Source organism: Streptomyces sp. NPDC008121 (assembly GCF_042957155.1).
Classification (GTDB): domain Bacteria; phylum Actinomycetota; class Actinomycetes; order Streptomycetales; family Streptomycetaceae; genus Streptomyces.
In genome coordinates this window covers 288,560-300,446 of the sequence record NZ_JBIBHT010000002.1, presented here as the reverse complement: position 1 = coordinate 300,446, position 11,887 = coordinate 288,560, and the positions used below count along the sequence as shown (strand labels likewise).

At 74.1% G+C, this 11,887-nt stretch carries 10 protein-coding genes; 7 read left to right on the top strand and 3 right to left on the bottom strand.

The features are described from left to right. The first annotated feature begins 55 nt into the window (after positions 1-55). A complete protein-coding gene (locus ACFZBD_RS06975) occupies positions 56-526 on the top strand; it encodes a hypothetical protein (RefSeq protein ID WP_391136742.1) in 471 nt (156 codons plus the stop codon). Positions 527-670: 144 nt separating this feature from the next. On the opposite strand, the gene ACFZBD_RS06970 is transcribed toward ACFZBD_RS06975, so the two are convergent. Together ACFZBD_RS06970 and ACFZBD_RS06965 are read right to left on the bottom strand one after the other, a co-directional pair. Beyond that, complete coding sequence (locus ACFZBD_RS06970) at positions 671-1,981, bottom strand: cation:proton antiporter (RefSeq protein ID WP_391136739.1); 1,311 nt, start codon at positions 1,979-1,981, stop codon at positions 671-673. Positions 1,982-1,985: 4 nt separating this feature from the next. Then, positions 1,986-2,471, bottom strand: coding sequence for a TrkA C-terminal domain-containing protein (locus tag ACFZBD_RS06965; RefSeq protein WP_391136736.1), 486 nt, complete (start codon positions 2,469-2,471; stop codon positions 1,986-1,988). A gap of 289 nt (positions 2,472-2,760) precedes the next feature. Here ACFZBD_RS06965 and ACFZBD_RS06960 point away from each other — a divergent pair, with 289 nt between their 5' ends. Next, entirely contained in the window at positions 2,761-3,528 is a 768-nt protein-coding gene (locus ACFZBD_RS06960) for a DUF6215 domain-containing protein (RefSeq protein WP_391136733.1), read from the top strand. Between the two features lie 75 nt (positions 3,529-3,603). On the opposite strand, the gene ACFZBD_RS06955 is transcribed toward ACFZBD_RS06960, so the two are convergent. Continuing rightward, positions 3,604-4,974, bottom strand: coding sequence for an aminopeptidase P N-terminal domain-containing protein (locus ACFZBD_RS06955; RefSeq protein ID WP_391136730.1), 1,371 nt, complete (start codon positions 4,972-4,974; stop codon positions 3,604-3,606). A gap of 192 nt (positions 4,975-5,166) precedes the next feature. Between ACFZBD_RS06955 and ACFZBD_RS06950 the strand changes: the two genes are divergently transcribed. The 5 genes from ACFZBD_RS06950 (at position 5,167) to ACFZBD_RS06930 (ending at position 11,878) form a co-directional block, all read left to right on the top strand. Next, positions 5,167-7,599: a collagenase gene (locus ACFZBD_RS06950; protein WP_391136727.1), complete on the top strand. Its 2,433-nt coding sequence runs from the start codon at positions 5,167-5,169 to the stop codon at positions 7,597-7,599. Positions 7,600-7,766: 167 nt separating this feature from the next. Continuing rightward, the gene (locus tag ACFZBD_RS06945) at positions 7,767-8,900 is read left to right on the top strand and encodes an FAD-dependent oxidoreductase (RefSeq protein WP_391136724.1); all 1,134 of its coding nucleotides are present in this window, start codon (positions 7,767-7,769) and stop codon (positions 8,898-8,900) included. 76 nt (positions 8,901-8,976) lie between these two features. Then, positions 8,977-9,348: a 2Fe-2S iron-sulfur cluster-binding protein gene (locus tag ACFZBD_RS06940; protein ID WP_391136721.1), complete on the top strand. Its 372-nt coding sequence runs from the start codon at positions 8,977-8,979 to the stop codon at positions 9,346-9,348. Between the two features lie 115 nt (positions 9,349-9,463). Then, entirely contained in the window at positions 9,464-10,810 is a 1,347-nt protein-coding gene (locus ACFZBD_RS06935; RefSeq protein WP_391136718.1) for an FAD-dependent oxidoreductase, read from the top strand. A gap of 201 nt (positions 10,811-11,011) precedes the next feature. Then, positions 11,012-11,878: a dihydrodipicolinate synthase family protein gene (locus ACFZBD_RS06930; protein WP_391138508.1), complete on the top strand. Its 867-nt coding sequence runs from the start codon at positions 11,012-11,014 to the stop codon at positions 11,876-11,878. The last annotated feature ends 9 nt before the right edge of the window (positions 11,879-11,887 follow it).

Here is an 11,887-nt window from a genome sequence, read left to right as displayed (position 1 = left end):
TCCGCCGCCCCGCTCCCCGCCGCTGCCCCGCCCTACCCGATCCGGAGGATCGCGCATGAACCGCCCTACTCCCAGCCGCCGTTCCCTGCTCGGCGCGGCTCTGGCCGCCCCCGCCGCAGCCGTCGCGGCCCCGCTGCTGACCGCCGCGCCCGCCGCCGCGGTCGACGGGTCGGACGGGTGCCGGCTCCTGGTCGACTGGACGGCCGTCGTTCCGGCGCCCGGTGTGGTGCCGGAGGCCGCCGCACCGCTCCAGGCCCGGGTCATAACTCTCGCGGGCACCGAGTTCCTCCAGCTGCGGGGCACGGTCACCTGCTCGTTCACCGCGGACGCCCAGCTGGGCACGCTGCCCGAGACGATCCGCCCGCCGAAGCTGACCCGGGGCGTCTGCCCCCGCAACAACAGCCAGGGCATCAACGCGCTCCGCGTCGAGGCCAACACCCAGGGCGTCCTCACGGTCTTCGGGCCGCAGGCGACCAACAAGGTCACCTGGATCCAGCTCGACAACTTCTCGTCCGTCCTGCGCTGACCCTCAGGCCGGCGAGCCCTGGCAGCGCCACGGCCCGGAACCGCTGGACCGATGTCCGCGGTTCCGGGCCGTGAGCACGCAACCGCTCGATCGCCGAGCCGCTCGGGCACCCGGTCGCCGCTCGCCGAAGCGGGCGCCCGCCGCTCAGGACCGGCCGACGGAGCCGGAATCGTCCACGGGCTCCCACTCCTCGACCCGGGCGGAGCCGGCGGCCGGGTCGGGATCCGGGCGGGTCGCCGGGTCCTGGCCCTCCGTCGACGGCGCGGGTCCGGATGGGTCCGCCGCTGTCTTCGTGCGCCGGCGCCCGGTGAGGTAGGTGGCGACCGGTTCGGTGTACCGGGCGGTGAGCGGGCCGAGGATGACCAGGACGAGGACGTACGCCGTGGCGAGCGGGCCGAGCGCGGGCTCGATGCCCGCCGTGACGGCGAGCCCCGCGATCACGATGGAGAACTCGCCCCGGGCCACCAGCGTGCCGCCCGCCCGCCAGCGCCCCTTGGCGGAGATCCCCGCGCGCCGCGCGGCCCAGTGGCCGGTGGCGATCTTCGTGCCGGCCGTGACCACGGCGAGGGCCAGCGCCGGGAGGATGACCGGGGGAATGCTCGCGGGATCGGTGTGCAGGCCGAAGAAGACGAAGAACACCGCGGCGAACAGGTCCCGCAGCGGGCTCAGCAGGTTGTGCGCGCCCTCGGCGACCTCGCCGGAGAGGGCGATGCCGACGAGGAAGGCGCCGACGGCGGCGGAGACCTGGAGCTGCTGGGCGATGCCCGCGACCAGCAAGGTCAGGCCCAGGACGACGAGGAGCAGCTTCTCCGGGTCGTCGCTGGAGACGAAGCGGGAGATGAGCCGGCCGTAGCGGACGGCGAGGAAGAGGACGAGGCCCGCCACACCGAGCGCGATGGCGAGGGTGAGGCTTCCGGCGGCGAGGCTCACACCGGCGAGCAGGGCGGTGATGATGGGGAGGTAGACGGCCATCGCGAGGTCCTCGAGGACCAGGATGCTGAGGATGACCGGGGTCTCGCGGTTGCCCAGGCGGCCGAGGTCCCCCATCACCTTGGCGATGACGCCCGAGGACGATATCCAGGTGACGCCCGCGAGGACGACGGCTGCCACCGGCCCCCAGCCGAGGAGCAGGGCCATCGCGGCGCCGGGCAGGGCGTTGAGGGCGGCGTCGACCAGCCCGGCCGGGTACTGCGTCTTGAGGTTGGAGACCAGGTCGCTCGCCGTGTATTCGAGGCCGAGCATCAACAGCAGCAGGATGACGCCGATTTCGGCGCCGATCGCGACGAACTCCTCGCTCGTCCCCAAGGGCAGCAGACCGCCCTCGCCGAACGCGAGGCCGGCCAGCAGATAGAGCGGTATCGGCGAGAACTGGAAACGGGCGGCGAAACGCCCCAGCAGCCCGAGGCCGAGGATGATGGCGCCGAACTCGATCAGGAAGACAGCGGAGGAGTGCATGCCGTCACTCCCGCCCCAGGATCGCGGCCGCCGCGTCGACGCCCTCGCGGGTGCCGATGACGATCAGGGTGTCCCCGCCCGCCAGACGGAAGTCCGGGGCGGGTGACGGTATCGCCCCGGAGCGGCGCAGGATGGCCACGATCGACGCGCCGGTCTCCGTCCGTATGCGGGTCTCGCCCAGGACCCGCCCGTTCCAGTGGGAGGTGGAGGAGAGCTCCGTGCGTTCCGCCACCAGTCCCAGGTCGGTGGTGGACAGCAGATTGGGGCTGTGGTGCGCGGGCATCAGCGCGTCGATGAGGACCTCGGCCTCACGGCTGGTCAGCTTCACCGACAGCGCGCACTCGTCCGGATCGTCCTGCCGGTGCGCGTTGAGCGTCCGGGCGCCGTCGCGATGGGCGATCACCGAAAGGCGCCGGTGCTCGCGGGTGGTGAGGTCGTAGCGGACCCCGATGCCGGGTAGCGGAGTCGTGCTGAGGCGAGGAGCGGGCACAGGGAACCCCCAGGTCAGTGGCATCGTAGCGGCGTGGAAGGCGCGACTCCGCGCCTCGCCGCCACCTTATCGGCCCACGAATCGCCCGAATCGCCGACACATAGGAGCAGACCAGGACGGGGGCCCGGGGTCGTGGCGGGCGCGGGTCCGGGTCGCCATGAGCATGGTGCGGGGGCCTTGGTGAGGGGCGGCGTACGGGTCCCGATGCGGCCGTAACTCCCTTGTCCACCTGGTGATCACGGGTTAGGGTCCCCGGGCACACAGCGGGGAATCACGGCAGGTGGGGGACATGGCCGAGGACATCGACGCGCTTCCGAGAGGCGCGGGCGCGTGGGGACAGGCCGTGATGGCCGTGGCGTTGGTGGCGGTCATGGGCCTCGCCCTCGTCCTCCAGGACATGTGGGCCTCGTCGACCGCGGGCACTCCTGCCGCACGGCCCGCGACGTGCCCGGACGAGGAGCCCGGGAAGACGGCGGACGGGACGAGCGGGGCGGTGGCGCGGAAGACGGGCAAGGCGGAGGCGGAGGTTCAGGGGAAGGCGCCGCGGCCCCTGACCGGGGCGCGGCTGTGCGAGGCGCTGCACCGTCCCGATCTCGCCGCGCTGCTCGGCGTCCCGGGGGAGACCGCGAAGAGCGCCGAAGGCGCCGACGAGTCCTTCGACTTCCTCGGCACCGACGCGATCGCCCACCCGTCGGCCCGCGTCGAGTTCGAGACGTACACCGTGACGCTGGCAGCCACCTACGACGGTGCGCCGGTGGCCGGTTCCGTCGGCGGGCTGGGGCAGGGCGCGCAGGAGCGCACGGTCCTGGGTCGCCCGGCGGTCCTCTTCTGGGACCACACCATGAGGATCACCTTCCGCCTCGACGGCAGCGACGCCGACAGCGGCCCCGGCCTCCCGGTCGGCGTCCTCACCGTCGCCCAGGACGCCCGGGACAGCGGCGGCTCCTTCGAGGTGGCCCTGTGGCGCTCGGACGGCGGGGTGCCCAGCGACGCCGTACTGACCCGGGTCGCGGAGAAGGTCCTGCCGACGGTGCCGGGGTGGGCCGCCCGCCCGTAAGAGGACGCCCGCCCCTCGCGGTCCGCCGGCCCGCCCTCGGCCCCCCGGCCCGGCCCCCGCCGGTCGTATGTCCGGTCACCCCTCCAGCAGGTTCCCCATCCACTCCTCGATGCCCGCCACCGTGCGCGGCAGCGCGCCCGACATCAGGCGGGCGCCCGTCGCCGTCACGACAAGGTCGTCCTCGATACGGACACCGATGCCGCGCAGCTCCGCCGGCAGGGTCTCGTCGTCCGGCTGGAGGTACAGGCCCGGTTCGACCGTGAGGACCTGCCCCTCCGTCAGTAGGCCGTCCGGATACGTCTCCGTCCGTGCCTTCGCGCAGTCGTGGACGTCGAGCCCGAGCATGTGCCCGCTGCCGCACAGCGTGTACCGCCGGTGCAGGTCGCCTTCGGCGTTCTTGAGGACGCCCCACTCGGCCAGCCCCTCCGCGATCACCCGCATCGCGGCCCGGTGGAAGTCCCGGAAGGCGGCCCCCGGACGCAGGGCCGCCATGCCGGCCTCCTGGGCCGCCAGGACCAGTTCGTACACCTGCCGCTGGACGGGCGAGAACCGCCCCGACAGCGGGAGGGTACGGGTGATGTCCGCGGTGTAGAGGGTGTCGGTCTCCACGCCGGCGTCCAACAGCAGCAGCTCGTTCCGGTCGAGCCGCCCGTCGTTGCGTATCCAGTGCAGGACACACGCGTGGGCGCCGGACGCGGCGATGGTCTCGTACCCCGTGCCGTTGCCCTCGGCTCGCGCGCGCAGGCCGAACACCCCCTCGATCCACCGCTCGCCGCGCCGGTGTGCCAGCGCGTGCGGCAGCGCCCGGACGACGTCCTCGAAGCCGGCGGTGGTGTGGTCGACCGCGAGCTGGAGCTGGTCGACCTCCCAGGGATCCTTGACGAGGCGCAACTCCGAGAGAGCGGCATCCAGTTCGGCGTCCTCCGTGGCCCTGCGGCCGGGCGGCGAGCCGAGCGTCTCCAGGGGCGCGCAGCGCAGGCCGGTCAGCCGCTCCGCCTCCGCGAGTTCGGGGCGCCGGCCGACCCAGAACTCGCCGTAGCGGCGGTCGCGGTAGAACGCGTCGTCGCCCTCGGCGCGCCGAGATCGGGGGCGCAGGTACAGCACCGGCTCGTGTCCGTGCGGGCCCTCCGGTTCCATGACCAGGACGTGTCCGGCCTGGTCCTCGCCGGTCAGGCCGGTCAGCCAGGCGTAGGCGCTGTGCGGCCGGAAGCGGTGGTCGCAGTCGTGGGAACGTACCTTTAGCTCCCCGGCCGGGACGATCAGCCGTTCGCCGGGGAAGCGCGCGGAGAGCAGGGCGCGTCGGGCCGGCGTGACGTCGTACGCCTCGACGCGGGCCGAGGCGGGCAGGGGCGTGGGGGACCAGCCGCCGCCCATCAGGCGGGAGAGGCCGGGGGAGACCTGCGGGTCGTGGCTGCCGGTGTGCAGGCGCGGAGAGGCGTCGGTCACGGGGCTCCTCGGGAAGAAGCGAACTGGTAGGCGCACAGGGCTTGTCAGTGCAATTTCACATTACTATGTTACAGCTCACACCGCGGCACGTTCATCCCCGTCAAACGCCGTACGTACGACGGCGGTTGTGGCCTCCCGCCCCACCGCCTCGCACACCACATCCCCCACCTCCCCTCCCTTCAGGAGTCCTTGGTGTCCCAGCACAGAGCTGCGCGTACGTCCCTCCTCGCCACCGCCGTGGCGGTGACCCTGCTCGCCACCGCGGGCCAGGCGTGGACCCTCTCCACCGACCGCGCCCCGGCCCCCGCCGCCGCCACGACTTCCGCGAGCGCCGCCCCCGCCGCCACGACTCCGGCGAGCGCTGCCCCCGCCGCGGCATCGGGCACGTTCACCTCCGGAGCCCCCGGCGCGAACCCCTTCGACGAGGTCGACCGCATCGCCTCGGCGCGGGCGAAGACCCCGACGCCCGCCGATGCCCCCGGCGACCACGCCACCGACGGCCGCGTCCCCGGAGCCGCCACCGGCACGGCCGCGGCGCCGTCACCGCGTACGGAGAAGAGACCGGCCCTCGCCGCCGCCACGGACCGGACGGCCGCCGGCGTCCCCTGCACCCTCGACGGGATCACCCGCCTCACCCCGGAGCAGTTCGCCGACTTCCTCGGCGACCCCGCCGTCCTCGCCGACGGCTGCCTGCGCGGACTGATCTGGACCTGGGACGCCCGCCTGACCCCCGTGATGTCCGACGCCCACGTCCAGGCCGTCTCCCGCCGGATATCCGCCCTGGCCGCCGCCCACGACGGCCGCAACTCCTCCCATCTGGAGGAGATGTTCACCTACCTGCACGCCGTGGCCTACCACGACCACAGCCGCTCCGAGATCGACATCACCGACGCCCCGACCGTCGACGCCATGCGCCGCGCCATCACCGACCTCGCCGCCGCAGCCCGCACCTTCGACGTCACCCCCGCCAACGCCCGCACCCTGCGCGAGGCGCTCTACGCGGGCAGCGCCCCCGGGCTGCGCGCCCACCAGACCGGTCTGATCAAGCGGGTCCTGGCCACCATGGACCCGGCCCACCCGGCCACCCACCACGACCCGGCCTGGGCGGGCGCCGCGCTCGCCGCGCTCTCCGTCAACTACCTCGGCGTCTACCCCGGCAACAACGACACCGCCTTCCACGCGGCCGTGACCGCTGACGCCGACTACCGCGCCGTCTTCAAGGCCTTCGCCGGCTACGCCCACCTCAAGGACACCGCCAACGCCTGGGTCGTCCGCGACGCCCTCGGGGAGTACGGCCGCTTCGGCCAGGTCGCCGCACTCCGGGACCGGATCGTCGCCGACCTCGGCGCCCTGCTGCCGACCACCCGGGCCACCTTCGGCGACGGCAGCCAGCCCTGGGCCAAGCTCGTCACCTGGCTCAACTTCTACGAGGCCTGCGGACCGTACGGCGTGTGCAAGGAGGACATCGAGAAGCGGATCTTCCCGAACACGTTCACCTACGACAACGGCGCCATCAAGGTCCGCACCGGCCTGGACCGGGCCACCGTCGACCAGCTCTACTACGCGAGCAAGCAGGTCAAGGCACAGTTCCACCGCGTCCTGGGCACCGACCGGCCGCTCGCCGGCGACCCCAACACCACCCTCACCATCGTGCTGTACGCCTCCCGCGCCGACTACGAGAACTACCACCCGATCCTGACCGGCTACGACACGAACAACGGCGGCATCTACATCGAGAACGGCGCCACCTTCTACACGTACCAGCGCCGCGTCCCGCAGGACTCCTCGCTCACCCTCGAAGAGCTCTTCCGCCACGAGTACACGCACTACCTCAACGGCCGGTTCGCCGTGCCCGGCTTCTTCGGCGAGGGCCCGTGGTACGAAGGGGACCGGACCACCGCGATGGACGAGGGCACCGCCGAGTTCTTCGACGGAGCCACCCGCGACAACGGCATCGCCGTGCGCAAGTCCCTGGTCAAGAGCATCATCGCCGACACGGCCGGCGGCGGCCCCCGGATGACCGTCGAGCAGATCCTGAACGCCACCTACGAAGGCGACGGCTTCCGCTTCTACAGCTACGCCGGAACCTTCTTCGAGTACCTCTGGACCGAGAAGCCCTCGGCGCTCCGCGAGATGTACACCCACCTGCGCAACAACGACGTCGCCGCCTACGACGCCTGGCGCCACCGGCTCGGTGCCGACACCTACACGCAGCGCGGCTACGACCGCTTCCTGAACGCCCAGATCGCCAAGGTCGACGACCTGTTCGTCCCCAACACCGGCTACACGCCGAACGACCGGCTCCGCGACGCGGCTCTCGCCGACGTGAAGGCCTCCTTCACGAGCGCCACGCAGAACACGCCCGTCTGCGTCGACAACGGCGACCCGGGCAAGCGCCGCTTCACCTGCACCGGCCGGATCACCGCGAACCTGAAGAACTGGCGCAGCGACGACCAGAACTTCAAGGACATGTCCGAGACGGTCGACTACTTCCTGCTGGACCGGGCGGGCGCGGTCTCCAACAACCTGGCCGACATGAACTGCTCCTTCGGACCGGTGGAGATCTGGAGCAACCGCGTGGCGGGAACGTCCGCTTACGCATGCGAGGGACCGCTGCGCAGCTGAGTCCCGCGTCCGAAGCGGCGCCCGGCCGAAGCCCGCGCTCGGCTCCGGGCCGCCTTCCGCCGCCGAGCCCCGCAGGGGCGCTCCGGGCCGGTCCTCCCCGACCGGTCCGGAACGCCCCGGCCCCCGGCGTTCTAGTCGCCCCCTGAAGAATGTGACATCTTACTGCCGTGGACGTGATCGTGATCGGTGCCGGCGTCGTCGGCGCCGCCTGTGCGTACTACGCGGCCCGCTCGGGCCTCTCCGTGGCCGTCGTCGACCGCGGCCCCGTCGCGGGCGGCACCACCGGCGCCGGCGAGGGGAACCTCCTCGTCTCCGACAAGGAGGCGGGCCCCGAGCTGGAACTCGCGCTGTTCTCGGCCGGCCTGTGGCGGGACCTCGCCGCCGCGCTGCCGGGGCAGTTCGAGTACGAGCCCAAAGGCGGGCTCGTCGTCACCCCCGACGAGGCGGCCCTCAAGGCGCTCCGCGTCTTCGCGGACGGCCAGCGCGGGGCCGGGGTCGAAGCGGTGGAGGTGCCGGCCGACGCGCTGCACCACCTCGAACCGCACCTCGCCCCGGGCCTCGCGGGCGCCTTCCACTACCCGCAGGACGCGCAGGTCCAGCCCGCCCGGGCCGCCGCCCGCCTGCTCGCCGCCTCCGGAGCCGCGCTGCACCTGGGCGAGGAGGTGACCGCGATCCTCCTGAAGGACGGCGCCGTACGCGGTGTCCGCACCGGAGCGGGAACGGAACTCCACGCCCCCCGGGTGGTGAACGCCGCGGGGACCTGGGGCGGGCGCGTCGCGGAGCTCGCCGGCGTGAGTCTGCCCGTACTCCCGCGCCGCGGCTTCGTCCTGGTGACGGAGCCGCTGCCACGGGTGGTGCGGCACAAGGTGTACGCCGCCGACTACATCGCGGACGTCGCCAGCGGCTCCGCCGCCCTGCAGTCCTCGGCCGTGGTCGAGGGAACGCCCTCCGGGCCGGTGCTGATCGGGGCGACCCGCGAGCGGGTGGGCTTCGACCGCGGTCTGTCGACGGAGGCTCTGCGCCGCCTCGCCACCCAGGCGGCCGAACTCTTCCCGGTCCTGGCGGACGTGCGCGTCCTGCGCGCCTACCACGGCTTCCGCCCCTACCTGCCGGACCACCTCCCGGCGATCGGTCCCGACCCCCGCGTCCCGGGACTGCTGCACGCCTGCGGCCACGAAGGGGCGGGCATCGGCCTGGCCCCGGCCACGGGACACCTCGTCGCGGCCGCCCTGACGGAGACCCGACCGGCCGTCGACCCGGCGCCCTTCCGCCCCGACCGCTTCCCGGAGACGCCCCGATGACCGGAGCCGGCCGGGGCGCGCCGCCGGCCCCGCCCGCCCGCCCCGCCCTCGCCCGCACCCCGAAGGAGACCGGCCGATGACCGACCCCGCTCCCGATGCCGCCGCGCCCCGGCGCAGCTCCCGGTGGTCCCGGCGGTCACGGTCGCCGCGCGGCCTGGTCGGGGGAGCGCCGGAGGCCACGTACGTCCTCCGGTTCGACGGCCGCGAACTGACCGCCCAGGCGGGCCAGTCCATCGCCGCCGTCCTCTGGAACGCCGGCGTCCTCACCTGGCGCACCACCCGCGAAGGAGCCGCCCCGCGCGGTGTCTTCTGCGGCATCGGCGTGTGCCACGACTGCCTCGTCACCGTCAACGACCGCCCGAACCAACGTGCCTGCCTCGTCCCCGCCCGCCCCGGCGACACCGTCACGACCCAGAAGGGAACCGGCCATGCCGAACTCGCGGTCTGAGCCGGGACGCCCCCCGGCGGCCTCGGCGGACGCCGGGCCGACGGGCGGGTCACGGGCTGACGCCCCCCGCCTCCCCCTCGTCGATCTCGCCGTCGTCGGTGCCGGGCCCGCCGGGATGGCCGCTGCCGTCATCGCCGCCCGGTTCGGGCTGCGCGTGACCGTTCTGGACGCGGGCGAGCGGGTCGGCGGGCAGTACTACCGCCGGCCCGCGCCGGGTCTCGGCGCGGAGCGGCCCGAGGCGTTGCACCACGACTGGGCGGCGTTCGCCGCCCGGGAGGCCGCCTTCCGCGCGCACGAGGCGGCGGGCCGCATCACCTACCTCCCGGCCCACCACGTCTGGACGGTGGTACGGGAAGGGTCCGCGACGGACGGGTACTGGGCGCTGCGGGCCGTCGCGGGGGCGGACGAGACGGCCGCCGCCGTGCGCGCCCGGGCCGTGCTGCTGGCCACCGGGGCCTACGAGCGGCAACTGCCCTTCCCCGGCTGGACGCTTCCCGGAGTGGTCGGGGCCGGCGGAGCGCAGGCCATGCTCAAGAGCGGCCTCGTCCTGCCGGGCCGGCGGGTCGTCGTCGCCGGAAGCGGGCCGCTGCTGCTCGCCGTCGCCGGCTCGCTCGCCGCCGCCGGGGCCCGCGTGCCCGCCGTCGTCGAGGCCGCCGCCTACACCGGTTACGTCGGCCGCGCGCCCGACCTGCTCCGCAACCCCGGCAAGCTCGCCGAGGGCGCCGTGTTCGGCGGCGCCCTGCTCCGCCACGGCATCCGCCTCCTCACTCGGCACGCCGTCGTCGAGGCCCACGGCACCGACCGCGTCGAGGCGGTCACGGTCGCCCGTCTCGACCGGGACTGGCGCCCTCTGCCCGGCACGGCCCGCACGATCCCCTGCGACGCGCTCGCCGTCGGCCACGGGCTCGTCCCCCAGCTGGAGCTGGCCACCGGCCTCGGCTGTGCCACAAGGCCGGGCGCCGACGGGACCGTCGCCCTGGAGGTGGACGCCCGGCAGCGTACGTCCGTCCCCGGCATCTGGGCCGCCGGAGAGACCGGCGGCGTCGGGGGAGCCCGACTGGCCCTCGTCGAGGGCGAGATCGCGGCGCACGCGATTGCCGGTACGTCCGCCCCCGCCGCCCTGCTGCGCCTCCGTCGGCGGCTGCGCGCCTTCGCGGACGCCATGGCCGCCGCCCACCGCCCCGGCTCCGGCTGGCGGGAGTGGCTGCGCGACGACACCGAGGTGTGCCGCTGCGAGGAGGTGCCGGCCTGCCGGATCCGCGAGGCGGTCACCGCACTCGGCGCGCGGGACGCCCGTACCGTCAAACTCCTCACCCGCGCCGGTATGGGCTGGTGCCAGGGACGCATGTGCGGGCCCGCCGTCGCGGACCTCGTCGGCGACGCGCCCGTCGCCGACCGGCGTCCCCTCTCCTGCCCGGTCCCGCTGCGCCACCTCGCCGAACTGCCCTCCGTCGAGGGCTGATTCGCCGTCTCAGGCCCTTGCGGGCCGCCACCTGCCTCCTAGTAAAATGTCACACACCACTCAAGGGAGTTCTTGATGACCCAGGCGCACACCCCCGCGCACCCCTCGACCCCCGACCCCGCCCCCGGCACCACGACCGGACCCGGCCCGCTCGCGGCCCCCGGCGGCCCCGCACCCCGCAGCCGCCCCTGGCACGGAATCATGGTCGCCACCGCCCTCCCGATGCGTGCGGACCTGTCCATCGACTACGACGCCTACGCCGAACACGTGGCCTGGCTGATCGCCAACGGCTGCGACGGCGTGGTCCCCAACGGCTCCCTCGGCGAGTACCAGACCCTTACCGACGAGGAACGAGCCCGCGTCGTCCGCACGGCCGTCGACGCGGCCGGCGGAGACGGCGACCGCGTCATGCCCGGCGTCGCCGCCTACGGCAGCGCCGAGGCCCGCCGCTGGGCCGACCAGGCCGCCGAGGCCGGAGCCGGGTCCGTCCTCCTGCTGCCGCCCAACGCCTACCGCGCCGACGAGCCCGCCGTACGCGCCCATTACGCCGAGGTCGCCCGCGCCGGGCTGCCCGTCGTCGCCTACAACAACCCCCTCGACACCAAGGTCGACCTCACCCCGCCGCTGCTCGCCCGGCTCCACGCCGAAGGATCCGTCGTCGCCGTCAAGGAGTTCAGCGGAGACGTCCGCCGCGCCTACGAGATCGCCGAACTCGCCCCGGGCCTCGACCTCCTCATCGGCGCCGACGACGTCCTGCTGGAACTCGCCCTCGCCGGCGCGGTCGGCTGGATCGCCGGCTACCCCAACGCGCTGCCGCGCTCCTGCGCCACCCTCTACCACGCGGCCGTCGCCGGAGACCTCGCCACCGCGCTCCCGCTCTACAAGTCCCTGCACTCCCTGCTCCGCTGGGACTCCAAGACCGAGTTCGTCCAGGCCATCAAGGTGTCCATGGACCTCGCCGGCCGCACCGGGGGCGCCACCCGCCCGCCCCGCTTCCCCCTCACCGGGGAGACCGAGGCCGCCGTCCGCGCCGCGACCGAGAAGGCCCTCGCCGAGGGGCACCACTAACCGACCCGG

Coding starts and splice junctions, on each gene's coding strand:
- ACFZBD_RS06975 (WP_391136742.1), top strand. CDS start 56: ATGAACCGCCCTACTCCCAGCCGCCGTTCCCTGCTCGGCGCGGCTCTG.
- ACFZBD_RS06970 (WP_391136739.1), bottom strand. CDS start 1,981: ATGCACTCCTCCGCTGTCTTCCTGATCGAGTTCGGCGCCATCATCCTC.
- ACFZBD_RS06960 (WP_391136733.1), top strand. CDS start 2,761: ATGGCCGAGGACATCGACGCGCTTCCGAGAGGCGCGGGCGCGTGGGGA.
- ACFZBD_RS06940 (WP_391136721.1), top strand. CDS start 8,977: ATGACCGACCCCGCTCCCGATGCCGCCGCGCCCCGGCGCAGCTCCCGG.
- ACFZBD_RS06935 (WP_391136718.1), top strand. CDS start 9,464: ATGGCCGCTGCCGTCATCGCCGCCCGGTTCGGGCTGCGCGTGACCGTT.
- ACFZBD_RS06930 (WP_391138508.1), top strand. CDS start 11,012: ATGGTCGCCACCGCCCTCCCGATGCGTGCGGACCTGTCCATCGACTAC.